Genomic DNA, 25,372 nt, shown 5'->3' on the forward strand with positions numbered 1-25,372 from the left:
GGAGTGACTCTACATTGGAAAAAGTGAAGCCAGAGGTCGAAACATCGGATTTTGTTGTAATCTTTACGGATGTTTTACCTTTTCTTCTTTTGGCTATAGTTGGTGTAATCATTGTTGCTATTATATATTTCGTTAAGAGTTATAAGCGTTATCTAACTAACAGTAAAATAGTCGACCAAAAACTAAAGCTGGTAGAAACAGATATACAGGAGACTAAACAACGCCTTGACCGAATTGATAAAAACCTTAAATGAAGTTGAGTGATACCATTCTTATTGCGCTAACTGGGGCTTCAATGAATTGGAGACAGCAAAAAAGCTGTCTTTTTTTATTGAGATATCAGCAATATACTATTAGAAAAGAACGATACAAATAAGAGGATGGGACATAACTTATAAAAGATGCTGAAAAGACGAACGATATCTAATTTATCGACTTTGTTACTGAAAAGTTCGTTCCATTTCGCTGCAGCCACTCGCTTTCCGCGGGGAGGAAGCTGAGCCTCCTCGGCTACGCCTGTGGGGTCTCAGCCTTTCCTCTACTTCCCGCAGGAGTCGGTGGCTTCCGCTCCATTCCACTAAGTTTAATAATGGTATACAGAAGTAACCAATCTATTGAAAACAAATAAAAATCCGACCTATTAGGCGAAATATTTATTAAAATATCACCTAATAGTTCGGATTTATCATTGACTGAAATACTTATGTCCCAGCCTCTCCATTTCCAGCTTTAATTAGAATGCCCAATTCCCTTTTCGGAAAATAGGTTCCTTTGTTCCATCTGCCAATTCTCCATCAATGTCCATTTCAGCAGAACCAATCATAAAATCAACATGATTAATACTAATATTGACGCCATCATTCACTAATTGTTCTTCATTCATCTCTTTGCCTCCTTCAAGACAAAAAGCATAGCCTGAGCCAATAGCTAAGTGATTGGATGCATTTTCATCAAAGAGAGTATTATAGAATAAAATATTTGTATCAGAGATTGGTGACTGATGAGGTACCAGAGCAACTTCACCAAGATAGCGAGATCCTTCATCAGAATCAAGAAGATTCTTAAGAACGTCCTCACCTGTTTCAGCCTTTACATCTACAACTTTCCCTTTTTCAAATGTTAACGTGAAGTTGTTAATGACATTACCGCCATAGCTTAAAGGCTTCGTGCTTGTAACAGTTCCATTCACGCCTTCTTTATAAGGAACCGTAAAGACTTCCTCTGTTGGCATATTGGCCATAAACGAAATGCCCTTTGAATTTACACTTCCGGCCCCACACCATATATGCTTATCAGACAGCTCAATGGATAAGTCTGTTCCTGGAGCTTTATAATGAAGTACTTTATATTTTTTTAAATTTAAATAGTCTGCTTTTGTACGCAGGATTTCATCATGTTCCTTCCAGGCAGCAACCGGATCCTCACTATCTACTCGGACTGCTTTAAAAATAGCATCCCAAAGTAATTCCACACTGTTTTCGGAATCAGGGAAAATCTTATCAGCCCAGGCTTTTCCTGCAGCCGCTGTTACACACCAGCTCACTTTATCAGATTGCGTAGCTTGTCTAAATTTATTTAATGCAGTGCCTGCTGCTTTTTGGAAGCTAGCAATTCGATTTGGATTGATCCCCTTTAATAGATCTGGACTCTGAGAAACAATTGATAGGAAAGCTCCCCCTTTTTCCACCAACTCCTCTCGTTGAGCCACTATCCATTGCGGATATTCATTAAAGGCTTCATCTGGAGCCAATTCATATTTGATTCTGCTAACCTCTTCATCAGCCCAATCCACATATACATGCTTTGCACCAGCTTCATAAGCTTTTTTAACAACTTGGCGTGTGAACGATGCTGATTCAATTGAGGATGAAATCACCAAAATTTGTCCTTCTTGAATATTAACGCCAACTTTAACAACCAATTCTGCATATTTGTTTAATTTTTGTTCAAAATTCATTCTTTCAGCTCCTTTAAAACATCATTCCCATTCGTTACTATTTTACCACTCCTTGTTGGAATGCACAGTTGAACGAATTGGCTTTTTTGAAAACTATAAAAAATGGAATACACTTATCAATACTGGTTATTATCACTTGATTCGTCAGTAATTGGACTGTCCGTTGTCCCTTGTTTAATCATACTCAGGAAATTTTCCACTGTCTTTGCCAGATATCTTTCCTTGGACCAAATAACACCCACCGTAGATGTTAAATCTTTTTCTTTAAGCTGATAACTGTATAATTGGTGTGTATCATATGTCTTTACAACCGATTCCGGTACAACGGTGACCCCAAATCCCTGCTTTACCAATTGAAGTAATAGCTTGATGTCTGAGCATTCGCTTTTTACTAACGGTTTTATATGCAGCCTTGAGAATTCACTGACAATCATTTTGTAGATTCCCAGTCCTTCATTGCTTGGTAGAATTAAAGGTTTTTTACTAATACTTTTTAAAGAAACGATTGTTTCAGAACTCTCTATTTTTTCATTTGTTAAATAAACAAATGGCTCTGTTTTAATGGGCAGTATATTCACCTCATGAGATTCAATCGGAAAGATGACATATCCAATGTCAAGCAGCCCCTCTTTAATCATTTTCGTCAGTTCCACTGAATTCCCTTGATAAACGGTGTAATAAACATTAGGGTACTTTTGATGAAAGTCATTTAGATAACCTGCTAATTGATAATCAGAAAATGTATTTACCCCAATGCGGAGATTACCGCTTAATCCTTCCACCATTTCTTTCGTTTCCGTTATCATTTCTTCAAATACTCTTATGATATCTACTGCTTTTTGATAGAGAGAAGCTCCAGCCTGAGTTAATTCAAGAGTGTTTCCTTTCCTATTAAAAAGAATGACTTCTAATTCATCTTCCATTCTCTTTAATTGTTGACTGAGCGGCGGCTGAGCCATATGCAATCGTTTTGCCGCTCTAGTAATTTGTTTTTCTTCTGCAATGGCTACAAAATAGCGCAACTGTTTTATATCCATATCCTTGTCCTCACTTCTAGTTATATCAAAAAGATATACTTATCATACAAAATAAATATTTTTCATATATTACACACAATGATAGCATGGGAAGGTAGCTTTTTAAAAAGGAGAACAACACATCATGGAAAAATTATTTAAATTGGATGCTCACGGCACTACCATAAAACGTGAAATCCTCGCTGGTTTTATATCTTTTATCACCATTGTTTATATCGTAATTGTCAATTCTAAAATCCTATCAGAAGCAGGAATGCCATATGACGCAGCTATGATTGGGACTATCCTTACCTGCGTATTCGGCTGCATGATTATGGGGCTTTGGAGTAATACTCCCATCATCGTTGTCCCGGGCATGGGAATTAACGCAATGTTCACGTATACAATTGTTATTAATGGGAACTATAGCTGGCAGGAAGCACTTGGAATTGTTTTCCTTTCAGGTTTGCTTTTCATGCTTATTGCTTTTACACCGTTAGCTAAAAAAATTACTAAAGCTATCCCACATTCCTTAAAAGTAGGAATTACGGTTGGGATTGGAATTTTATTAATGTTTATAGGGTTTGAGCAAAGTGGAATTATTGTTTCCTCCCCTGAAACTATTGTTGCTCTTGGGGACTTAACAAATGCGGAAACCTTGTTAACCATTCTTGGTCTTATCATTACCTTTATTCTATTCACTCGCAATATTCCGGGAAATCTCCTAATTAGTGTCGCCATCATCACGGTACTAGCCATCTTCTTTGGAGTCGTAAACCTTGATGGATTCGAATGGACTCAACCATCATTTAGCTCGTATGGAGAAGTTTTTGGAGCCATGTCATTTACCAATATCTTCTCAATCGGTTTTCTGTTAACTTCTTTTTCAATGGCCATGGTTGTAACCTTTGAAAATATTGGGTTAATTCATGCACATACGGCATCTATAAAACAACCCGAAAAAAATAATAAAGCCCTTAAGGCTAACGCTCTATCTGTGCTGACATGCGGGATATTCGGTTCAAGCCCGACTGTTGCCACTGTGGAAACAGCAGCTGGGATTACAGCAGGCGGACGAACAGGATTAACAGCTGTCACTACTGGCTTGTTCTTTTTTGCTTCACTGTTTTTAATACCGGTAATAAAAATTATTCCGAATGCAGCTATATCCCCTATTTTAATTTTAATTGGGGCATTAATGATTCAAAATATAACGGAAATTGATTTGAATGACCTAACTGAGAGTTTTCCTGCTTTATTGGTGATTGTGTTAATTCCATTGACATTCAGCATTGCCAATGGAATGGCTATTGGATTCATAGCTTATCCATTGATTAAGCTATTTTTAGGAAAAAAACGCGATGTTTCAGTACCACTTTATATTATTGCTCTATTATTTACGCTCAATTTTGTCTTTCAATATACATCAATTTAAGAAACAAACCGGACAGGTGTTAGATGGCTGTCCGGTTTTTAATTTTAATGGAATGCTGAAGGTTGGACATTTAAAATTCGCTATTGGGGTAATACAAAAAAGGCCAATTTACAATTAACAAGTAAATTGGCCTTCGTTTATTCCGGAAAGTATGGATTTAAATGAATGAGCACTTCTTCTATATGGTCAAATTTTTCCTTTAGAGAGTTCTTAATCTCTCTTGATAGGTCATGACCTTCTTTAATTGTTTTATCCTGGTCAATGGAGATACGAATATCCATTATTATGTAGTGACCATGTTCCCTTGCCCTTATTCGATCAATGCGTCTGACTTCCTCAAAACTAAGGATAACAGCCTCAAATTGCTTCATCATTTCCGGCTGTACATTGCGTTCGATTAGAATATGAAAAGCTTCCGTCAGCATTTCCCTTGCAATTTTGAAGATCAAATAGGCTACGAATATACTTGCTACTTTATCCCCGTATAAGAGAATGGTAATTCCTAATTTATCCCCAAGATAAGATAAAAGTATTCCTATTGCTGCAGCCAGCGATGCCACTATATCTGCCTGGTGATCATATGCTACCGCTTCAATTGCTTTACTGTTTACCCGTTTGCCTACATTCATGGAATAACGGAATAAGCATTCTTTCGCTACATACGAAAATAAAGCAATCCAGAAAGCAATCATACTTGGGGTTTCAATAGGATGGAAAAATCCAGCTACACCTTCATATACAATATAAAGGGACACTAATAATAACAAGATTCCAATTACCCCGGAAACAATTACTTCAGCTTTGCCGTGTCCGTATGGATGCTCAAGATCCGCAGGTTTATTTGAAACTTTAAGTACCAATAATACGATGACTGCTGCAAAAACATCCGCTGCCGAGTGTATCCCATCTGCGAATAGCGCATCACTGCTTGCAATTATTCCGATTACGATTTTTCCAACTGTAAGAATTATATTGCTCCAAATACTAATCCAGGCTACCCTTTTTGCCATTGACTCTCTAAGTTCCAAGATAATTCACCCCATACTATTACACCTATATGAAATGGATTCCATACGTTGGTGCAGAAAAATGTTATGCCACTTTTTAATTAAACTGTATAAAACTGATTTCCAAACATATCAATTATGAACACAAAACAATATTTTATCTTTTTCATGAAAGAGACTCAACATATTTAGCTTACCCAAAAAAAAGAGATAGCTTTTGCTATCTTCAAAAGTATCTCTTTTTCCAAAATATGATAGTTGTAATGGATGATAACAATAAAGCAACGCATATAACACCGATAAACGCATATGGGTTATTTTGAAAAGGTAAATTAACATTCATCCCATATATGCTTGCTACAATAGTCGGGAATGATAAAATAATCGTTATGGAAGTTAAGAATTTCATCACGATATTCAGGTTATTCGAAATAACTGAAGCAAATGTGTTCATCATACTCGTCAAAATGGAATGATATGTCTCAGCCATCTCAATCGCCTGGGTGTTTTCAATAATAACATCTTCTAAAAGATCCTTATCCTCTTCATACATCTTCAAGTGATTCAACCGCAAAAGTTTTTGCAATACGATTTTATTGGATTTTAGCGACGTCGTAAAATACACCAAACTCTTTTCTAATGAAAGAAATGCATAAAGCTCTTCATTTTTCATAGACTGGTGTAATTCTTTTTCGATGTCATCTGTTTTACGATTGATCTGTTTTAAATATCTTAAATAATAGCTAGAGATATTAAACAGAATTTGAAGAGCAAATCTTGTCTTTTTATACGTGAAAAATCCCTTCATTTTCTTACTCATAAAATCAGTAATAATTGGATTTTCAATGAGTGAGATTGTAATAAAGCATTCGTCCGTTACAATCAGACCAATTGGGAGAGTTTCATAAAGCGGGAATCCCCCATCATCATACGTAATGTATGGAAAGTCTACAATGATTAATATATGATTATCTTCTCTTTCAAGCCGAGACCGTTCTTCATCATCCAATGGGTCTTTAATGAAATCTTCCGGTATATCCAGACGATCCGAAATTAACTTGATTTCAGCTTCGCTTGGCGCAACCATATTGACCCAGCACCCTTTTTTTAGTTCATCAATTTTCTGTAATTTACTATCTGTATCTGAAATATAATATTCTAACATTGATTTAACCTCCTCTCATTATGAGGAAGCAACAACTCTTTTTAATGGAATGACGATTATCTTTCCCCACCTTTTATAAAAAGCACTGTTGGTTTCCTCAGGCAAGCTCGTGTCTGGGTCACTCGAATCGTAGCTACTCAATAATCTCAACTCCTCCTGAAGATAGTTTTGCCTCTTACATCTTATACCTAACATTCAAAGCTGTGCAATGGGAAATTAACTATTCATAAAAAGAATACTTAGTCTGGCTGTCATACTTCCTTTTTTAGAACATCCTTCTTCCTTTCGTTCTCTAAAAAAACACTCTTCCTTATCCCAACCAATTATTAAAAATCATTATCTCAAAGCCCAACTAGTTTAATAAAAGTAACCTTCCACTTAATAAAATCTACATAAAAACAAAGCATCCCCTTTTCAATTCCAAAGGGATGCTCTGTTTTCGTATTTCAAATTACTTATTTTTTCTATATTCTTTTTCTGTTCCGTCATTAAATGAAATATCAATATCAACCGCCTGATAATTATCATCTAATTCAAATGCTGAAATAACTTTGGATATCACATCATCCTGTGAAGTATTAGAATCAATATCTAACTTTTTAAATATAGGATCTAAGCGATCAACTGCATCATTACCATTTACTCGCTCATTATTGCGATCATCTTCAATCGAAGCTTCTACTCCGTCGTTATCATTTTCGTAGCTAACCTCATAATCCTTATTATTTTCGTATTTTACTTCAAGGTCAAAATCTCTAAAAGAATAAGCTGTATCCTTTGTTGTATTTGTATTAGTACCCTTGTTATTGTCTGTTGCTGTATCATTCGCATTATTATTTTCTGTTGCTTGATTGTCATTCGTTTGATTATTTTTTTGTGCATCATCATTATTATTGCACCCTGCTGCAAATATCATTAAGACACACATACACATAATTAAAGATAATCTCTTCATAATGTCTCCTCCTAAGTTTGTTATGTAACTGTTGTTTTAGTATTTCCCCATTTAGCCTGTAAATACACTTTCTTTCCATATTTTATTAGTATCATTATACTTTTCAGAAAAACCTATAATCAGCTATCGTTAAAGTTGAAAATGTTATATAGCAGGAGGATATATCTTGTATACAGGGGTATAGAGAATTATGGTACATAGAGCTAAAAGAGGAGGTTTATTGAATGATGTATACATATCGTAAAATAATCTTAGTGATCTGGATTATTTTTACATTGGTAATGGGATTCTTCGCTCTAAAAATGCCTGGAATTCTGCAAGGCAGCGGCTTTGAGATGGAAGAGTCCTCCTATGACAAAACAAATGAGCTATTAGAGGATCGGTTCGGACAATCTGCCTCACCTTATATCATTTTATTTGAAAATGAGGATAATTTAGAGGAACAGGATTTTAAACAAAGGATAAACTCAGTATTAAGTGATGTGAAGAAAATCGACGGGTTTGGCTCAGTTGAATCCCCCTTAGAAAATGATTCACAATATAAAAAGGAGATTGCCTATGCCTCTATCTCTTTTGATGAAGACAAACAAGAACATGCAGATTATATTAAAGCTTTAAACCAGGAGATTACTGGCCAGGATATATCAGCTTCTCTGACGGGTTCCCATGTTATTGAAGAGGATATGAGCAAGGCATCTCAAACTGATTTAAAAAATGCAGAAATGATTGGGATTCCAATCGCCATGATTGTACTGTTATTAGCTTTTGGAGGATTGGTTGCTGCTTCCATTCCGCTAATGACCGGGATTGTAGCTGTTGTATCCTCAATGGGGATTATTTATTTTATTGGTCAGAGTATTAATCTTTCCGTGTTTGTTTTAAATGTTGTTCCCATGATCGGGTTAGCAGTCAGTATAGATTTTGCCCTTCTCTATATCCATCGATTCAGAGAAGAACTGCAGCATCATGAAGTCAGTAAAGCAGTGAGCATTACAAACAAAACGGCCGGAAAAGCAATTGCTTTTTCTGGAACCTGTGTTGTTCTTGGGCTTGCAGGTATGTTTTTCATTAATATTGATATATTCCGAAGTATAGCTGTCGGCGGTATAGTTGCTGTTTTCATTTCTGTCATTTCTGCCCTTACCTTCCTGCCGGCCTTATTAGGTATTATAGGTAAAAACATTAACAAAGCTATGATACTAAAAACTAAAGAAAACTCGGACAGTAAATGGAGAAGTTTCGCCAACTTCGTAATGAAACGCCCTATCATTATGGCCTTAGCTGCTTTACTCATTTTAATAATTGCAGCCACACCTATTCGCAATATTGATTTAGAAATACCTAATGCTGATTCTTTGCCGGCAGACAGCCAAACAAGAATTGCCTATGAAAAATTTGAAGACTCTTTCCTTCCAAGCAATCAGTCAAACGTACCGATTGTTTTAGAAACAAAGAATCAAGAGGACATATTATCAAAGGAATCCCTTGAGAGCATAGAAGCATTTATAAATAAGCTTAAGGAAGATGAGCTTGTCGATCAGGTTGACTCAATTTTTACGTATACAAACACAAACTCCGCTGAAGAGTTATATCAAACCTTACAATCTGATGTGGCTAGAGAAAAAATGGCTCCAGTCCTCAAAAAGCTAGCGAACGAAGATACAACCCATATAACGGTTAAACTCGATGCAGCATACAAAACCGCGAAGGCAAAAGATTGGGTTCGAGAGGCCGAGAATCAAGACATTCATCCAGAACTGACTCACACGATTGGCGGTCAGGCAAAATTTACACAGGAGATTTTTGATGAAATCCTGGAGCAAGTCCCAAAAGGTTTATTACTGATTATCGGGGCTACCTACTTGATTTTATTGGTTGCATTTCGGTCTGTATTAATTCCATTGAAAGCCATTCTTATGAATATCCTATCCCTTGGAGCTGCCTTTGGTATCATTGTATGGATATTCCAGCATGGGAATTTAGGAGTCGATCCTAACCCAATTGCGCTAATGATTCCTATTTTAACCTTTGCAATTGTTTTTGGTTTAAGTATGGATTATGAGGTCTTCTTAATATCCCGTATTCAAGAGATTTATCTCGAAACTGGAGATAACGATAAAGCTACCCTTGAAGGCTTAACTACAACAAGCAAAATTATCACCTCGGCAGCCGCCATTATGATTGCTGTTACTGGTGCCTTTGCTTTTACAGATATTGTACCGGTAAAGCAAATCGGGGTTGGCGTGGCCTTAGCAATCTTTATAGATGCCACTCTTGTCCGTATGGTCCTTGTTCCTTCTCTGATGAAATTGCTGGGCAAATGGAATTGGTGGTTCCCTGGACAAAAAGGGGCGAAGAAAAACAATAATTGATTGCATACCAAACTCGCATCCTCAATCGTTTTGGATTACACTTTAACTGAAGAGTTTTATCAATTTGGAGGTGTTTGGCAATGAACAACCATGAAATTGATTACAAGATATACGGAGACGATATGCAATTTGTAGAAGTGGAATTAGATCCGAAAGAAACAGTCGTGGCCGAGGCCGGAAGCTTAATGATGATGGATGAGCAGATTCAAATGGAAACCATTTTCGGTGACGGTTCTTCTTCCCAATCTGGAATGATGGGCAAATTATTCAGTGCCGGAAAAAGGGTCCTGACTGGAGAAAGTTTATTTATGACCACCTTTACAAATGAAGGAACTCAGAAAAAGCATGTATCCTTTGCTTCTCCATATCCTGGAAAGATCGTCCCTTTGGACTTAAGTGAATTGGATGGAAAAGTAATCTGCCAGAAGGACTCCTTTTTAGCAGCTGCGAAGGGTGTATCAGTAGGTATAGAATTCCAGAAAAAAATTGGGGCTGGCTTTTTTGGCGGTGAGGGATTTATCATGCAAAAACTCGAAGGTGATGGGATGGCTTTCGTGCATGCCGGAGGGACATTACATCAAAAAGTATTAGCTCCGGGAGAAAAAATACGAGTAGATACCGGCTGTATCGTTGCGATGACCAGAAATGTCGATTACGATATTGAATTTGCCAAAGGTATTAAAACCGCGTTATTTGGCGGAGAGGGTCTGTTTTTCGCTACATTGCAAGGTCCCGGAACAGTCTGGGTTCAATCACTCCCCTTCAGCCGTCTTGCAAGCAGAGTGTTTTCCGCTATGCCCTCTAGAGGTGGGTCAAGCGATGAAGGCAGCGTAGCCAAAGGGCTTTTTGATATGTTTGGCGGAAAATAGAAGAATAACAGAATAGCAGCCCGATAGAAAAGTCTATTGGGCTTTTTTTGTTTTATCCCCCTATCCATTCGAATAATATGGTAATTTAAAGTAAAGGGAGTATTTTTATAAAATCTAATTCATAAACTGACTGCTTCCACTTTTATAGATTTTTAATTTTTGGACGACTTCTCTCTCACATAGGAAGTGTTAACTTCCGTAACTTTCACCTTTCATTGTTCTTGAGCTATCCAGGTCTACTATGGCAATGGGTGGAGTAATCTCCGTTTATTCCTTACTCTTTGTTAGTATCCTTTCTTTTTTCAGGCATCCTTGTTGATAGATTAAATCGTGTCAAACTTATGTTGATTATAGTTTGGCAGTGAAACGATTCATGCCGCACTTAATATAGCTATTCTTATAATAGTTTTCTTACATTCCTGCATAAAGAAGTTCGTAATTTTAATTAAATTTGCAGAGATGAAAACAGGAATAAATGTTATAATTATATTAATATAATAAATTTTCTGAAAGGTGATGCTATATGAGTATCTTGAATAAGTTTCACCATACCAACCCAACGGAAGAACTTTTATATAAAGCACTTCATGCTGATGAGAACACAGAAACGGGTACAGTCATTCAGCTTTTAGAAACCGCCCTGCAATCCATCACGGATAAAATGCCAAAGAGAATCAGTAAAATGGTGTTTCCTGCTACAATCCTTTTGGCTGATCAATATGTAAAAGTGAATAACCTGCAAAAAGCTAGAGATACATATGAAGCAGCCTTATCGCTGGCTAAAACAGATATGGATAAAATGCGTGTTCATGAATCAATCGGGAAGATGAATTACTTACTTAATGATTTTGAAAAATCAGCTAACCATTATCTTAAATCCCTGCATTATGCCGCTAAATACACACCTAATGATGCGATAAAAAATGTCCATTCCCATTTATTGCATCAACTAGGTCACGTATTACTCGATAACCATCGTTCTGTTACGGAGGAGCAAAAAAAGCAGGCTGACGAGTTCCAAAAATATTTACTGAATCAACCTAACTCCTATAACTTAACAAAATTAAATTTTTATCGGGATATTGGAATGGATTGGTGGAAAGAGTTCCATCTATTTAACCAGTAACTAAGTAAGACCGCGAATGACCATTTCCGGTCTTACTTCTTTTTATAACCATCAGCCATTTACTTCGCAACCATCGCTACCTATTCTCGCCTTTTTACTTGGAATATTTAACCTGTACGTTAAATCGAGTATAATAAGAGAACCTAGAAGAAAAAGCGAAGAAAGCTGGTTACTTGATGATTTTATTTGAAAAGGAATTTTGGAAATTCAATATGGTTGGCATTGTAAATACAATCAATTATTATATTTTGTATTTACTTTTTAAAGAAGTGTTTCAGATGAACTACATGACTGCACATTTGCTAGGTTTCTTTATCAGTATGATTGGCTCCTTTTATCTGAATTCCTATTTTACCTATCGAACAAAACCAACTTTAAAAAAGTTCCTGCAATTTCCTTTAACCTATGTCGTTAATATTATAGTATCAACGCTTGCCATTTATATTTTAGTCCAGTTGCTTTCTATCCATGATAATATAGCACCTATAATCGCGACTGTTATTGCGATTCCTTTTACCTTTTTAATTTCAAAAATGATTCTTGCAAAGGATTAATTTAATTCGGGATTAAGATGTAAAAGGATTGAACAACCTTGAAATAAAAAAATCCTATAAAAGTATAGAAATACTTCTATAGGATTTCATTTTAGAAAGCATTAATGGTGGTGTGTATGGATAAATTTCGTATTTCTTGTATTAGCGCCTACTAATAACAAGGAGTGGGTACTCATTTTCCCGCTCGATAACTTCTTCACTCCATTCAAGAACATACCATCGGTGATTGCCGTTGCAGAAAACAAACAATCGTCTGTGCGAACAATTTCATCCAACTCGAAAATTTTAGTTGGATTTTCAATACCCATTTGTACACATCGATCATATTCTTCCTGATTCATAGGAACAAGCTGCCCCTGGAAATCTCCTCCCAGACATTTTAGTGCTGTTGCAGTGATGACACCCTCTGGAGCTCCACCTGTACCAACAAGCATATCAATATCCATTCCATCGATTCCGGTTGCTATAGCGCCCGTTATATCAACATCAGAGAATAACTTCAACTTTGCTCCGAGCTCGAGAACCTGTGCCATTAAAGTACTATGCCTATCGCGGTCCTGAATCATAATGGTCAATTCTCTTACATCTTTTCCAAGGGCCTTCGCTACTGATTGCATATTCTCTTTTAAGGATGCATTTATATTAATACAACCTTTTGCATTTGGCCCAACTGCCATCTTTTTCATATACATATCAGGAGCATGAAGCATACTTCCACTTTTCGCAGCAGCCAACACAGCCATTGAATGGTTTTTCCCTTTAGACATTAACGTAGTACCTTCCACCGGATCTACAGCTATATCAATTGCCGGACCATTCCCACTTCCCAGCATTTCATTAATATAAAGCATTGGCGCTTCATCCATTTCTCCTTCACCAATTACGACTCTTCCACACATATCGATTGTGTTTAAATGATGCCTCATAGCCCTTGTCCCAGCACCATCTGCTTCAATCTTATTGCCCTTTCCTATCCAGGGATATGAAGCAATAGCTGCCTGTTGAGTAACATGCAGCAGCTCTTCTGCAATTATCTGTACGGTGTGCTTCTTACTCGCATACTTGGTGAATTCCATAATCGACTTCCCTCGTTTAATAGTAAATTTCCCTATCCATTTTAGGGTTCATATATACAAATAAACAAGTTTATAATTTTGGTAATAAATTATACAGCTAGATAAGGTCATTTATTTAGGAAAGAAGAACATTACCCACATGTAAAAATAAGGTTATCTTCTTTGCTAAAGCCTTTCGAAGCTTATACACATACATCGTATTAAAAAACTTCTCATTCTTCTTTTTAGCAACCGAACTAACGACAATATGCACACTCTATATTTTCGCAAGACGACTGAATAATACTTTCCTTCTTCACCATTTTCATACGCCAATCAATCTCATTTAATACATGGCCTCTACATTTCACATTTACAGAAAAACAATCACTACCGAAAGAGTCATCACAACCTCCTCCTCAAACATTTGCCCTTTAGAAAATCCTTGTATAACACAACAAATCTAATACCCATTTTTACTACCACTATTTTCAAAATCTAAAAGCTCACTATAGACATTTCTAAATAAAGGTTATAGAGTTTTATCTATTATCTAAATATTAAAAACTATTTTCTCGTCGTAAAGGTGAATGATATGACATATTCTAATCGCTTAAAAAAACTGCCAGTCCAATTTTTTGCAACACTTGTCCAAAAAGTTAACAGCGCTATAGCTGAAGGAAGAGATATTATTAATCTAGGACAAGGAAATCCTGATCAACCTACTCCCGCACATATCGTCAAAGCCCTGCAAGTAGCGGCTGAAGATACACAAACTCACAAATATTCTCCATTTCGAGGTTTGGATGAATTGAAAGAAGCTGCGGCACAATTTTATCACAAGCAATATGGCATCGAGGTTGACCCTGAAACTGAAGTTGCCATCCTTTTTGGCACGAAGGCCGGGCTAGTTGAGCTACCAATGTGCTTGCTCAACGATGGTGAGCTAATGCTCTTGCCAGACCCAGGCTATCCCGACTATTTATCAGGAGCCGTGTTAGCAAACGTAAACTATGAAACTTTTCCACTAACAAAAGATAATCAATTTTTGCCGGATTATAAAAGCATTCCTTTAGAACAAAGGACCCATGCAAAGCTAATGTATTTAAACTACCCAAATAATCCGACTGGAGCTACCGCCGATCATGCCTTTTTTGAAAAAACAGTATCATTTGCAAAAGAAAACAACATTACCGTACTTCATGATTTTGCCTATGGAGCTATTGGCTTTGATGGACAAAAACCTATCAGTTTTCTTGAAACGGAAGGTGCAAAAGAAGTCGGCATTGAAATGTACACACTCTCGAAAACTTACAATATGGCAGGCTGGCGCGTGGGCTTTGCTATCGGAAATCCAGATATCATCGAAGCACTCAATCTCATTCAAGATCATCTTTACGTCAGCCTCTTCCCGGCTGTACAAAGAGCAGCAATCGCAGCCTTGACAGGTGAGCAATCCTGCGTAGAAGAGCTTATAGATCGCTATGAACGACGACGAAACTCCCTCATTGACGCTTGCAATAAAATCGGCTGGAAAGTCGAAGCACCAACTGGATCATTCTTTGCTTGGCTTCCTGTCCCTGCCGGCTTTAAGAGCGAAAGCTTCGCTGATTATTTGCTTGAAAAAGCAGATGTAGCCGTTGCAGCAGGAAAAGGCTTTGGTGAATACGGAGAAGGCTATATTCGTGTCGGCTTATTAGTAGACGAAGACCGGCTAATAGAAGCAATAGAACGTATTGGAAAGCTAGGCATATTTACTTAAACAAATGCCGTAGTTAAATAATACTCTCTATTCCTGTGCCTCAAAATGCTTAATCGTACCATGATCAATACAGCGGCCACTTTTTAAGATAGAAAAACTCCCCAATTGAAAAACAGATTTTATTTGAATCTGTTTTTCAATTCGGGAGCATATCTATTTTATGAAATAAAAAGCTATTAGTTTCATTCCCTACAGGGATTTTGTCCCTTTATCAGCATAAGAAAAGACCGTCAACATGACAATCTTGATTTACTGCTTCCCCTAGCTGTGAAAGTAATCCCCCCCCCGTTAATGGAATAAGACTATTTTTCTATAATTATATAGTCTTTCGTTTTAGAATATGGAATCCCGTGTTTATTAGCAAACTCAACTAATTCTTTGAATACGTCGTTGGGAGTGAAATTTATAATTCGAATGGTAAAACCTTTTTTTACTTGTATAAAAGCACCTTTGTTATACCAATTGACTCGTTTAAATTTTATCTGTTTTGTTTGCTCAGGGAATATACTTGTTTTATATAAAGGCCATTTAAAAAACAAAATTTGATACGTCAAACAATCATCATTTATCACAAATTTATATTTAATACATAATAAAACAAGAATAACTAAAGAAAATATTATTTGGAAGTATAATAACCAATCGGAAAAGTCATTTATTGAAATTGTTAATATCATTAATGGTATACACCCTAATACTTCTCTTTGAGTCTTTGCGATATAAACCAACTATCTCCCCTCCCTACGAGTTCACTTTAACATAAATATCCAGTTTTTGTTGAACTCGGGCTGCCCTTTAGCCGCCTAACAAAAAAGAGCTGATCTGTATTACACCCAAAAAGTCAGATTTCAACTCTAACTTTTTGGGTCACTACATCACAGCCCCGATATTGGAGCGGGTACTCCCGATAGTTCCAGTGTATTCTTTCACAAAGAGAGTTAGCATTAGCTAAGACCTTCTTTTTCCTCAAAGTTCTATCTTTTATTTCAGCTGAAGATTTAGTTCTCCCTTTTTCTTAAAAGTTGCAAAGTCCCTTTTTTCTGTTCTTTAAAGTCCTCAAATCGTCTAGGAACATTAGTTACTCCATGATATATTGAATAAAACTCTTCCCACGGTTTTCCATCCAAGCGATAATATTTTTCTAATATATCTATATAAGTAAACAAAGCCTGTTCTACCACAATTTCAGATAGCTCATACTCGCTTGGCAATTCCATATCCAATCTTTCACACAATAATTTTTGTATTCTCTTTGCGTACTTTATCTGTCCTATGGAAACATCTACCGTCTCATATTCCTCTTTAATGCTCACTTTCATTTGGTTCCCTTCCGATAAAAAGTCGTTACAAATTATACTACTCTAATTATTAATTAAAAACAGATAATTTACAATACCTTCTATTATATTAAGATAATAACCGATTTAGTTTCTAATCGATTTGCAAGTCATCCTACTAATTACTAAATATTATTAAAATCAACTATGTCCACATAATTAATCATCAATTTTAGTCCACGTATAGATTAATGTAGACTTTAATGGAATTTCATCATACAAATTGATTAGAAAGTCAATGAGTGAGAGTTTTTTTAACTATATAATGGAGTTCCACAAACTGATTATAATTTTTCATCCTTTTCAATATGAGGTCTAATTGATAATCTCCCTCTCTAAATAAAGGGATACCATTGCCTAGTATAGTTGGGACAATCGTTACGATTAATTCATCCACCTCTTTTATAAAGGAATGTAACAATTCTCCACCACCGACAATCCATATATTTTTCCCATCTTCACTTTTTAGTTTATTAACAAATTTAGTTACATCTTCATTAATAAATTTTACGTCCTCGGTATCCTCAATAGAAGACCTTGTAAACACATAGCACTCTTTGTTTTTATATGGGAATTCCTCAGAATCTTGTTCCATAATCCAATCATAAGTCCTTTTACCAAGTAAAATGGTATCTACTGTTTTATAAAACTCTGAAAATCCGTTATCACCTTCACCTTCGACATTGAATAGCCACTCAAGAGAGTCATCTTTGGTAGCTATATATCCGTCTAAGCTTGAAGCAATAAATAACACCAAATTTCGTTTACTCATAAAACCCTCCATTAAATAGAATTATATGTCTGTTAAAATTGTACCCATTATAATCGGCGTGCTCCAAAAAAACCTTTTTTTCAAACCAACCCTTTAGAAAAAAAAGCGACTGCTATTATTTCACAATCGCTCTAGAAATGTAATGTCTCGACTCGAGTAAACATCCGCAAACCAACGTAATACACGGTTATGATGGTTTATAATTTGTTGGGCAGTAATGTCTTCTGAATTCCAAGTGCTGTGTGTATCTGAAGCTAAAGTGACTTTATATCCCATACTAAAGGCTCTTCTGCAAGTTGTATCAACACACACTTCTGTTTGAATTCCGGCAAGTATTAAATGTTCAATCCCCTGCTTTTTCAGTTCATCATCTAAAGTAGAATTAAAAAATGAATCAGGGGTAGTTTTTTGAATGATAATATCTTGATTATTCGGAATAATTTCAGAATGAATCTCCCAGTCCTTTGTTCCATATTCTAAAGGGTGTCCAGCAGATGCATTATGCTGTATATAGAAAATCGGTGTCTTAGAAGATCGTGCCCGACCAATCAATCCTTTTAAGTTTTTTAACAGGACATCTCCTTTATACACAACGTTACCTTCTTGAAACATTCCATTTTGAACGTCTATAACCAATAGTGCTTTTTTCATTATTCTCCCCCTTATGTTTCTTTGAATAGATTCTACTTGTGTTTTCCATTTCCTTCATCCGTTAATCTTCACCGGTTCTATAAAGAATAAAGAATGCAAATTTACAAACTCGACCTTAAGCTCTATTTCATATCAATATTTTCCAGCTGTTTCTTGAGCTCCCATTGCTTTGGTTTCTCTTTCTCCCAAAACCATTTAGCCCCCTTTTCTATCCACTCTTCTCGATAACTTTCAAATGTATATCCTAAATCTTCATCGTCGTACCCTGGTTGAAATCCACAACAAGCACAAATAAGGCTTACATCAGGAATACCCTTTTCATATAAAGGCCCTGGTAAACGATCATAACCACATACCGAACAAACAAAAAATCTCTTTTTTCTAAAAAACATTGCGCCACCTCTAAATAAATATTTCTCTATTATTATCGAGATTCGTACACCTACCAATCTCCCTCACTCTACAAATCTATTCCTTTTGTTGCAGTAGCTTTCTTTATCTAATGGTACCACTAAATGGATATTTACTCCTTTATATACAGGAACAACAATCTATGCAAAACACCCAAAATAAAGACAGCTATCATTATCCGATAACTGTCCTCCCTCTTAGTATTCATCTAAAAATTGATCAATTAATTTAACATATTTTTCTTTTGGGTAACTCATATAGAGCCCTGAAGCCAATCTGACTGCGTCACCAAAAAAGAATCGTTCATACAGGGATTGCCGCGATCCGAAAGCACTCATGGATATATCCCACGCCAACCGAAAAATCTTCACTTTTTCTTCTGCTCCAACGATGGCTCCCTGCAAATACAAATCAAGATCCGCACCAATTTCTGATGAAAAATCAGCTTCTGTTGGAATGGCCATAAGCCCACTCGCTCCGATTAATTGAAGAATTTCCGTACATCTTGGATACAAACGAGCAAACAATAAAATGGATGCCTGTAACGGATTTGCGTCCGGTACCATCGTTCCCCACTTATCCACCTTGGCATTTATCTCTGATGCCAGGAGCAACGCCTTTAATGATTCCAAACCAACATATATTTCACTGATTTTATCATGTATATGCTGATACTCACCCACCTGAATGGAATCAATTAGCTTTTGAGCAAGCCCTAAAATCAGTTCTAGCTTGATGATTCTCCTACTTGTAACCTGATGGACTGCCAGTAAATGAAAACTACTTTCCAGATAAATTCTTTGAGCTATGTTAGGATTCTCATAAAAAAGCACTCTCTCCCAGGGTACTAATACCTGATCAAACACAACAATTGAATCCACTTCATCAAAACGGGAACCAAGCGGATGATCAAATGCCGAATCGCGGTAGCTAAACGATTCTCTGCATATAAATTTCAATCCAGGCGTGTTGCTTGGAATGGAAAAGCCATAAGCCAAATCTTTATTATGCCCAGCGGCATTGGCAGGGAACACAAGTATTTCATCCGTAATTCCTCCCTGTGTGGCTAAAAGCCTGGCTCCATTTATAACAATCCCATCATCCTTTATTTCTGTCGTCTGTGCTGATATTGTCTGGGTGAAATTTTCAACATAATAGGATGAGCGATTAACCTGTGGATTAATAAATGTATGGGTGAAAGATAAATCTTGCTCGCGGGCATTCTCAAATATCGTCAGCATGTTTTTAGTGAAGCGTTCATCCTGCTCAGAAAAAATGGCCGCGGCAGACGCAAAGGACATCATCACAGTATTCATGTAGTCTGGTGATCTGCCCAAAAACCCTCCGCTCGATTTAGCCCATACTTGTGTCATCAGTCTTCTTTTTTCTAAATCCTCTTTTGTTTTTGGTTCCAAAAAAGAGGTCCCAACCAGATTGCCAGTAACAGGTGAACGAAATGTCATGATATCTCGGTTGGATTCCTTTAATTGCAAATCATATAAGGCAGCCTGACTTTTCATGACTCCTTTAAAAGCTTGATGTTCAGAAATTTCACCATTTACTTTTTGTCCATCGATCCATATCGTTGAATGAAGATTATCTATACTCTCGATGTATTCCAAACCAGATCTTATCGGCATAAAACTCCACCCTTATATTTCAGATACAATAGACTATGTACATACCATCCTAATAATGTATGTACGATTGTCTGTTAATTATCCAAAGGGCATGATCTTTTTTACCGAATGTTTATCCTCTGCCTGCCTGGAAACCTGGATATTGTGTCATTCCACCATCTACAAATAAGCTTAATCCTGTCACATAGCTTGATTCCTTCGAAGCAAGCCAAACTGCACACGCCGCAACCTCTTCAGGCTTACCGATATATCCCATCGGAATAAGATCAAGAACTTGCTTCTTCGCTTCAGGATCATTGAATTTTTCTTCATTGATAGGTGTATTGATTGCGCCCGGACATATATTATTTACGCGAATTCCTTTCGGAGCATACTCCAAGGCAAGCGTTTCACTCATTAGTTTAACCCCACCTTTACTTGCCGCATAGTGGACAAAATGGGGCCATGGAATTTGCTCATGTACAGATGACATATTAATGACGGAACCTTTTATCTTATGTTCAACCATATACTTAATGGCTTCTCTGCTTCCTAAAAAACATCCTGTTAAATTCGTGGAAATAACCTTATTCCAATCTTCAAGGCTTAATTCGTGTGAAGGCACTTCATTTTCAACTCCAGCATTATTAACCATGACATCAAGTGTACCAAATGTCTCAACTGCCTCATTTATTAACCTTTTAACGTCCTCTTCTTTCGAAATATCCGCCTGAACAGCGATGGCGTCCCCACCACAGGCTTTAATGATTCGAACAATCTCATCTAGATCTTTTTCAGTTGAACGATAATTAATAACTACTTTTGCTTTCTCTTCCCCAAACCTGAGGGCCATGGCCTTTCCAAGCCCTTTACTTGCTCCTGTTATTATTACAACTTTACCTGCTAAATCTTTATACATCATATGTTTCTCCTCTCGACTATTTATTTTTTGGTATATCCCAATATAACGCCTCCGGCAATAACAAGGAGACAGCCTGCGATGACCATTATTAATCTTTTCTTATCCTTTTTCTCACCCAATAAGAAAATCCCGCCAAGCGTGGAAATCACAATACCTGTTTGAGAAAGAGAATAACTTGTGGCTACTCCGATTTTTGGAACTGACAGAAGAAGTGCAATATTACCCGTTGCCCAGACAAGCCCGGAAAGCATATTTCTCACTGTATATTTATTAAACGCATGCTTCCAAAAGCCTATTACAAGACCAACAATTAGCATCCCGGAAGCTTGTGGAAGAATAGCTGACCAGCCATCAATTTCATACCATCTGATGATGACCACATAGCCTATATACCCCAATGATGATAATGTCAGAGTGATCAAACCTTTTTTTAACTGACTTCCTTCTTCATCACTGTCATTACCGACTGAATTAAGAATCACGCCTGCAATTAAACAGCAAAGGGCCAGTATCCCCATCATAATTTGCGCTTTCGTGCTCCATTCATTAAAGACAATCAATCCAAATAAAGAAGTTCCGATTAATTGCATGCCCGTTGAAATGGGAACGGTTTTCGATACACCTATATATTTAACGCTGATAAATTGCCCTGTTTGGCCAATTGCCCATAATCCACCTGAAATCATTCCTACAATCCAAACTGTAGGGTTAAATACAGGTTCAGAAAAAAACAGCATAATAACAGCAAAGAGAAATGCACCCAATGTGATTCCTAATGTTTGGCTATAAGCATTTCCTCCAAGTTTCACACTAATTAATACCAAGCTGCCCCAGCATACCGCAGCTAATAATGCTAGTAATATTCCCGACATATAAATCCCACTTTCTACCCTTATAGTATCTTTTTACTTTTATATGGCTGTAAAATACCCTTATTTAGCTGTCTGGAAACGTTAGGCTGAATTTCCTATTTATATTTAAATCACAATTTATTACTTGCTTAATATGTAAGCGCTACCATATAGTAATAAATGACAGAATTATCAAAATACTCCTTTGTAAGAACTCGAAACCCGTCACTTTGTCATGGGCTATTTTTTATTTTAAGGAGGAATTGGTTTGAAATCGAAAGTAACAAATCTTATTTTGGTCACAGGATTAATCATTAGCCTTTTTGCTTTTTTACCACAGAGTAAGGCGAGTGCCGTAGAAAATCAAGGCAATGATTATCCTATCGTGTTGGTCCATGGTTTAGGTGGATGGGGAGAAGGCGAATTTTTAGGGTACAATTATTGGGGCGGATTAAAGAATGTTCCCGAGTACTTAAAAAGCATGGGTCATCAAACCTTTGTAGCAAGTGTCAGTCCAGTAGCCAGCAATTATGATCGTTCTGTGGAACTCTATTATTATATTAAAGGCGGCACAGTAGATTACGGAACGTCCCATGCCAAACAACATGGACATTCACGTTATGGACGTACCTACGAAGGGGTCTACCCTGAGTGGGATGCCAATCATCCGGTCCACCTTGTCGGCCACAGTATGGGAGGATTAACGACACGAGGTTTGGTCGATCTTCTAGAAGACGGAAGTGCAGAGGAACGTGACTATCATCAGGCCCACCCGAATGAAAATATGTCCTCTCTTTTTGAAGGCAATAAATCATGGGTGCACAGTGTGAGCAGTATTGCCACTCCTCATAACGGTACAACATACGCGGATGATGAAAATAGAATCATCTCTTTTATTAAGGATCTAATCATCAATGTCGCCAGTGTTACAGGAATCAGCCAAGAAAACTTAGTATATGATTTTAAATTGGACCATTGGGGAATACGCAGAGAACCCGGGGAATCTTTCAAATCGTATCTCTCCAAAGTCATTAACAGTAAGATTTGGGAGAGTACTGATATAAGTGCATATGATTTAAGTACACCAGGCGCTGCTGTACTTAATCAAAAGGTAGAGACAAAATCAGATGTTTATTATTTCTCCTACACCGGTCAAACCTCCAAAAAGAGTATTTTGACAGGTCAGCATATACCATCTGCTTACACACATCTATTTCTCCATCAACCTACCAGTTTCTTAGGGAAATTTAGTAGGACCAACCCACAAGAAGGACCTATTATCGATAAAAGCTGGTGGCCAAACGATGGGTTAGTCAGCACTGTTTCATCTTTCTCTCCATTTGGACAACCAGTAAAAGCTTATAATGGGGTAGCAGAAAAAGGGAAATGGAACTATTTCCCTATCAAGAGTAATTGGGATCATATTGATTTTATCGGCATTCTCAGCCTAAGCAGTAAAACGACAGCCTTTGATGTTTATCCTGTTTATAAAGAAATAGCTGAAAATGTACACTCATTGGATGAATAACCTCACATTTCTAGAAACAAAGAAGTAAGAAGTGTATTATGCCAAGTTCACTATTCGTGAATTTGGCTTTTTTATGCTCCATCGAAAGTCGTAGATACTATCCGTAAAATTACGGATGTAATCTTCCCTTTTTAAAATTAAAATAATAAATAGAAACAATATTCAATATTTTCTTAATTTATATTGAAATATTATCAGAATGTTATAAAATTACATAATGGGAAAAGGGAGGGTCAACCATGGGATTTAAACAGTTTCACCGTACAATTAAAATACGGATTATAGAGTCATTTTTAAGTTCCGCTATTGGAGGTATGATATTTCCATTCATGGCGATTTATTTATCTTCACATTTCGGGGTAAAAATGGCAGGACTTTTATTACTGATTAATGTGTTTATCGGCATAGCCATCAATTTCTTTGGAGGATATTTTTCAGACAGCTTTGGTAGAAAAAAATTAATCGTATTTGCTGAATCGCTTCGTTTTTTAGCATTTGTTACCATGATGATTTGCAATTCACCATGGTTTACAGAACCGCTGATAACATTCTTTATGATGACAGTTAACAGTATATGCTGGGGCTTAGCAGGGCCTGCAAATCAGGCAATGCTGATTGATGTCAGCCGTCCTGAAGAACGAAAATCGATGTATACCATTATGTATTGGGCAAATAATCTATCCATCGCTTTTGGCGGTGCCATTGGCGGATTTATGTTTAGAGAATACTTCTTTGAATTACTCCTCGCTCTTTCCATTACTTCATTGATTGCATGGACCTTAATTACATTTTTTATTGAAGAAAGCTACATACCTAATAAAACTGAGAAAAAAACACCACCCCAACATGTCAAACAATTATTTTCAAATTATCATTCTGTTTTTAAAGATAAACTCTTTGTCTTATACGTATTAGCAGGAATCTTTGTACTATCAATGGAATTCCAATTAACAAGCTATATGAGTATTAGGCTGTCGGAAGATCTATCCATTCAGAATCTATTAGGTATCGAATTTGGCGGGATTGAGATGGTCGGGTTCTTACGTACAGAAAATACGATTCTGGTTGTCATTTTAGCCTTGTTTGCGACAAAGCTTGTTTCTAATATGAACGACCGAAATGTATTAATCACCAGCTGTATTGTCTTTGTAGCCGGCTATGCTGTGATTTCTTATTCCAATAATATCTGGTTCTTATTTGGAGCAATGTTTATCGCAACTGTTGCTGAAGTATTACGTGTGCCTGTCCAGCAAAATTATATGGCTAATTTGCCCCCAGAACATGCAAGGAGCTCTTATTTAGCAGTAAACGGATTAACCTATAATGTAGCCAATCTAATTTGTTCTCTAACCATTACATTGAGTGCCTATCTATCCAATTTAGCTACATCTATTTTTATTACTGGCATCGGTGTAGTCGGGGTTGTTATTTTTATCAAAATCACTCCTGCTCTCGATAGAAGAATTCATCCAGAAACTGAGGCCAAGGTCAAGGCTCCAATAAGCATAACAGATTGAAGGATTGATTGAAGCATCCTGTTTTTAGTAAAGATAAATGCTCCTGTTTAGGGGAGCCTCTTTGCCAGAGTATATGTGTAGCTGTACACTGAAAAAAGCTCAAAGCATGTTACTTTGAGCTTTTTTGTTTTAAGTAATTGGTAGTATTTATTCAAATAAGTCTTCCATTAGAGCTTGTACACGCTTTCTCCTTTTTTCAGTCTGCGTTAAATCAAGCTCATAGTTGCCATCCTTTTCAATCAGGACATCTCCTTCCCTTACATCAACAGGCAATTTGGTCAACTCAATATCCACCATACTTTTATCAGATTTCTCACAGACTGCCAAATTACCTTCTATTCGATCAACAATTAATCTCATCGTTTGTTCCTCCATTATTAATATAAAAAAGCGAAGACTAGCAAGTATTTGAGGGAAAGATTGGCTATTATGTCCGTATGCAGTTGGATTCGTGTCGACTTTGGATGGATTCTTCCTGTTTCCCGCCTTTT

25 protein-coding genes are annotated in these 25,372 nt (G+C 36.7%); 9 read left to right on the top strand and 16 right to left on the bottom strand.

Annotated elements, in window-relative coordinates:
• Positions 1–14 precede the first annotated feature (14 nt).
• On the top strand, positions 15–254 hold the full coding sequence (locus AC4D4B_RS03235) for a hypothetical protein (RefSeq protein ID WP_490999160.1): 240 nt from the start codon (positions 15–17) through the stop codon (positions 252–254).
• Positions 255–733: 479 nt separating this feature from the next.
• Here the strand turns inward: AC4D4B_RS03235 and AC4D4B_RS03240 are convergent, their stop codons facing one another.
• Entirely contained in the window at positions 734–1,957 is a 1,224-nt protein-coding gene (locus tag AC4D4B_RS03240; protein WP_490999161.1) for an aminopeptidase, read from the bottom strand.
• A gap of 116 nt (positions 1,958–2,073) precedes the next feature.
• Positions 2,074–2,994, bottom strand: coding sequence for a LysR family transcriptional regulator (locus AC4D4B_RS03245; RefSeq protein ID WP_490995599.1), 921 nt, complete (start codon positions 2,992–2,994; stop codon positions 2,074–2,076).
• A gap of 124 nt (positions 2,995–3,118) precedes the next feature.
• Here AC4D4B_RS03245 and AC4D4B_RS03250 point away from each other — a divergent pair, with 124 nt between their 5' ends.
• The gene (locus tag AC4D4B_RS03250; protein WP_490995600.1) at positions 3,119–4,408 is read left to right on the top strand and encodes an NCS2 family permease; all 1,290 of its coding nucleotides are present in this window, start codon (positions 3,119–3,121) and stop codon (positions 4,406–4,408) included.
• 137 nt (positions 4,409–4,545) lie between these two features.
• Here the strand turns inward: AC4D4B_RS03250 and AC4D4B_RS03255 are convergent, their stop codons facing one another.
• The 4 genes from AC4D4B_RS03255 to AC4D4B_RS03270 form a co-directional block, all read right to left on the bottom strand.
• Positions 4,546–5,439: a cation diffusion facilitator family transporter gene (locus AC4D4B_RS03255; protein WP_490995684.1), complete on the bottom strand. Its 894-nt coding sequence runs from the start codon at positions 5,437–5,439 to the stop codon at positions 4,546–4,548.
• A 202-nt stretch (positions 5,440–5,641) separates the two neighbouring features.
• A complete protein-coding gene (locus tag AC4D4B_RS03260; protein ID WP_490995601.1) occupies positions 5,642–6,580 on the bottom strand; it encodes a magnesium transporter CorA family protein in 939 nt (312 codons plus the stop codon).
• A gap of 18 nt (positions 6,581–6,598) precedes the next feature.
• On the bottom strand, positions 6,599–6,721 hold the full coding sequence (locus AC4D4B_RS03265; RefSeq protein WP_257468979.1) for a hypothetical protein: 123 nt from the start codon (positions 6,719–6,721) through the stop codon (positions 6,599–6,601).
• A gap of 310 nt (positions 6,722–7,031) precedes the next feature.
• On the bottom strand, positions 7,032–7,535 hold the full coding sequence (locus AC4D4B_RS03270) for a YusW family protein (RefSeq protein ID WP_490995602.1): 504 nt from the start codon (positions 7,533–7,535) through the stop codon (positions 7,032–7,034).
• Positions 7,536–7,759: 224 nt separating this feature from the next.
• Here AC4D4B_RS03270 and AC4D4B_RS03275 point away from each other — a divergent pair, with 224 nt between their 5' ends.
• The 4 genes from AC4D4B_RS03275 to AC4D4B_RS03290 all read left to right on the top strand — a co-directional run bounded on the left by AC4D4B_RS03275 (position 7,760) and on the right by AC4D4B_RS03290 (position 12,456).
• Positions 7,760–9,907 carry an MMPL family transporter gene (locus AC4D4B_RS03275; RefSeq protein ID WP_490999162.1) on the top strand — a complete coding sequence of 716 codons (2,148 nt, stop codon included), beginning with the start codon at positions 7,760–7,762 and terminating at the stop codon, positions 9,905–9,907.
• 80 nt (positions 9,908–9,987) lie between these two features.
• Positions 9,988–10,776, top strand: coding sequence for a TIGR00266 family protein (locus AC4D4B_RS03280; RefSeq protein ID WP_066101999.1), 789 nt, complete (start codon positions 9,988–9,990; stop codon positions 10,774–10,776).
• Between the two features lie 523 nt (positions 10,777–11,299).
• Positions 11,300–11,902 (top strand): tetratricopeptide repeat protein, encoded by a 603-nt coding sequence (locus AC4D4B_RS03285; protein ID WP_490995604.1) that lies wholly within the window; start codon positions 11,300–11,302, stop codon positions 11,900–11,902.
• Positions 11,903–12,078: 176 nt separating this feature from the next.
• A complete protein-coding gene (locus AC4D4B_RS03290; protein ID WP_490995605.1) occupies positions 12,079–12,456 on the top strand; it encodes a GtrA family protein in 378 nt (125 codons plus the stop codon).
• Between the two features lie 101 nt (positions 12,457–12,557).
• Here AC4D4B_RS03290 and glpX read toward each other — a convergent pair whose 3' ends face one another.
• Positions 12,558–13,532, bottom strand: coding sequence for a class II fructose-bisphosphatase (glpX, locus tag AC4D4B_RS03295; RefSeq protein WP_490999163.1), 975 nt, complete (start codon positions 13,530–13,532; stop codon positions 12,558–12,560).
• A gap of 574 nt (positions 13,533–14,106) precedes the next feature.
• Between glpX and AC4D4B_RS03300 the strand changes: the two genes are divergently transcribed.
• Entirely contained in the window at positions 14,107–15,273 is a 1,167-nt protein-coding gene (locus tag AC4D4B_RS03300) for a pyridoxal phosphate-dependent aminotransferase (protein ID WP_490999164.1), read from the top strand.
• 302 nt (positions 15,274–15,575) lie between these two features.
• On the opposite strand, the gene AC4D4B_RS03305 is transcribed toward AC4D4B_RS03300, so the two are convergent.
• From AC4D4B_RS03305 to AC4D4B_RS03340, 8 genes are all read right to left on the bottom strand, one after another.
• Positions 15,576–16,001, bottom strand: a complete 426-nt coding sequence (locus AC4D4B_RS03305; protein WP_490999165.1) for a hypothetical protein — start codon at positions 15,999–16,001, stop codon at positions 15,576–15,578.
• 270 nt (positions 16,002–16,271) lie between these two features.
• Positions 16,272–16,592: a hypothetical protein gene (locus AC4D4B_RS03310; RefSeq protein ID WP_490995612.1), complete on the bottom strand. Its 321-nt coding sequence runs from the start codon at positions 16,590–16,592 to the stop codon at positions 16,272–16,274.
• A 253-nt stretch (positions 16,593–16,845) separates the two neighbouring features.
• Positions 16,846–17,382, bottom strand: a complete 537-nt coding sequence (locus AC4D4B_RS03315) for a dihydrofolate reductase family protein (RefSeq protein ID WP_490999166.1) — start codon at positions 17,380–17,382, stop codon at positions 16,846–16,848.
• A 120-nt stretch (positions 17,383–17,502) separates the two neighbouring features.
• A complete protein-coding gene (locus AC4D4B_RS03320; RefSeq protein WP_490999167.1) occupies positions 17,503–18,033 on the bottom strand; it encodes a cysteine hydrolase family protein in 531 nt (176 codons plus the stop codon).
• A 122-nt stretch (positions 18,034–18,155) separates the two neighbouring features.
• Complete coding sequence (locus AC4D4B_RS03325) at positions 18,156–18,482, bottom strand: hypothetical protein (RefSeq protein ID WP_490999168.1); 327 nt, start codon at positions 18,480–18,482, stop codon at positions 18,156–18,158.
• Between the two features lie 159 nt (positions 18,483–18,641).
• A complete protein-coding gene (gene hpaB, locus AC4D4B_RS03330) occupies positions 18,642–20,084 on the bottom strand; it encodes a 4-hydroxyphenylacetate 3-monooxygenase, oxygenase component (protein ID WP_490999169.1) in 1,443 nt (480 codons plus the stop codon).
• Between the two features lie 112 nt (positions 20,085–20,196).
• Positions 20,197–20,982 carry a glucose 1-dehydrogenase gene (locus AC4D4B_RS03335; RefSeq protein WP_490999170.1) on the bottom strand — a complete coding sequence of 262 codons (786 nt, stop codon included), beginning with the start codon at positions 20,980–20,982 and terminating at the stop codon, positions 20,197–20,199.
• 23 nt (positions 20,983–21,005) lie between these two features.
• Positions 21,006–21,857 (bottom strand): GRP family sugar transporter, encoded by an 852-nt coding sequence (locus AC4D4B_RS03340; RefSeq protein ID WP_490999171.1) that lies wholly within the window; start codon positions 21,855–21,857, stop codon positions 21,006–21,008.
• 247 nt (positions 21,858–22,104) lie between these two features.
• On the opposite strand from AC4D4B_RS03340, the gene AC4D4B_RS03345 reads away from it, so the two are divergent.
• Both AC4D4B_RS03345 and AC4D4B_RS03350 read left to right on the top strand, forming a co-directional pair.
• Complete coding sequence (locus tag AC4D4B_RS03345; protein ID WP_490999172.1) at positions 22,105–23,364, top strand: esterase/lipase family protein; 1,260 nt, start codon at positions 22,105–22,107, stop codon at positions 23,362–23,364.
• A 239-nt stretch (positions 23,365–23,603) separates the two neighbouring features.
• Positions 23,604–24,881, top strand: coding sequence for an MDR family MFS transporter (locus AC4D4B_RS03350; protein WP_490995620.1), 1,278 nt, complete (start codon positions 23,604–23,606; stop codon positions 24,879–24,881).
• A 147-nt stretch (positions 24,882–25,028) separates the two neighbouring features.
• Here the strand turns inward: AC4D4B_RS03350 and AC4D4B_RS03355 are convergent, their stop codons facing one another.
• Complete coding sequence (locus tag AC4D4B_RS03355; protein WP_490995621.1) at positions 25,029–25,241, bottom strand: DUF3006 domain-containing protein; 213 nt, start codon at positions 25,239–25,241, stop codon at positions 25,029–25,031.
• Positions 25,242–25,372: the final 131 nt, after the last annotated feature.

It is taken from the genome of Pradoshia sp. Z6_59 (assembly GCF_058267515.1).

Bases quoted from the DNA above. Each gene is read 5' to 3' on its own strand.
- AC4D4B_RS03355 (WP_490995621.1), bottom strand. From the start codon at position 25,241: ATGAGATTAATTGTTGATCGAATAGAAGGTAATTTGGCAGTCTGTGAG.
- AC4D4B_RS03300 (WP_490999164.1), top strand. From the start codon at position 14,107: ATGACATATTCTAATCGCTTAAAAAAACTGCCAGTCCAATTTTTTGCA.
- AC4D4B_RS03315 (WP_490999166.1), bottom strand. From the start codon at position 17,382: ATGAGTAAACGAAATTTGGTGTTATTTATTGCTTCAAGCTTAGACGGA.
- AC4D4B_RS03320 (WP_490999167.1), bottom strand. From the start codon at position 18,033: ATGAAAAAAGCACTATTGGTTATAGACGTTCAAAATGGAATGTTTCAA.
- AC4D4B_RS03280 (WP_066101999.1), top strand. From the start codon at position 9,988: ATGAACAACCATGAAATTGATTACAAGATATACGGAGACGATATGCAA.
- AC4D4B_RS03260 (WP_490995601.1), bottom strand. From the start codon at position 6,580: ATGTTAGAATATTATATTTCAGATACAGATAGTAAATTACAGAAAATT.
- hpaB (WP_490999169.1), bottom strand. From the start codon at position 20,084: ATGCCGATAAGATCTGGTTTGGAATACATCGAGAGTATAGATAATCTT.
- AC4D4B_RS03275 (WP_490999162.1), top strand. From the start codon at position 7,760: ATGATGTATACATATCGTAAAATAATCTTAGTGATCTGGATTATTTTT.
- AC4D4B_RS03340 (WP_490999171.1), bottom strand. From the start codon at position 21,857: ATGTCGGGAATATTACTAGCATTATTAGCTGCGGTATGCTGGGGCAGC.
- AC4D4B_RS03270 (WP_490995602.1), bottom strand. From the start codon at position 7,535: ATGAAGAGATTATCTTTAATTATGTGTATGTGTGTCTTAATGATATTT.
- AC4D4B_RS03285 (WP_490995604.1), top strand. From the start codon at position 11,300: ATGAGTATCTTGAATAAGTTTCACCATACCAACCCAACGGAAGAACTT.
- AC4D4B_RS03335 (WP_490999170.1), bottom strand. From the start codon at position 20,982: ATGTATAAAGATTTAGCAGGTAAAGTTGTAATAATAACAGGAGCAAGT.
- AC4D4B_RS03250 (WP_490995600.1), top strand. From the start codon at position 3,119: ATGGAAAAATTATTTAAATTGGATGCTCACGGCACTACCATAAAACGT.
- AC4D4B_RS03290 (WP_490995605.1), top strand. From the start codon at position 12,079: ATGATTTTATTTGAAAAGGAATTTTGGAAATTCAATATGGTTGGCATT.
- glpX (WP_490999163.1), bottom strand. From the start codon at position 13,532: ATGGAATTCACCAAGTATGCGAGTAAGAAGCACACCGTACAGATAATT.
- AC4D4B_RS03310 (WP_490995612.1), bottom strand. From the start codon at position 16,592: ATGAAAGTGAGCATTAAAGAGGAATATGAGACGGTAGATGTTTCCATA.
- AC4D4B_RS03245 (WP_490995599.1), bottom strand. From the start codon at position 2,994: ATGGATATAAAACAGTTGCGCTATTTTGTAGCCATTGCAGAAGAAAAA.
- AC4D4B_RS03240 (WP_490999161.1), bottom strand. From the start codon at position 1,957: ATGAATTTTGAACAAAAATTAAACAAATATGCAGAATTGGTTGTTAAA.
- AC4D4B_RS03350 (WP_490995620.1), top strand. From the start codon at position 23,604: ATGGGATTTAAACAGTTTCACCGTACAATTAAAATACGGATTATAGAG.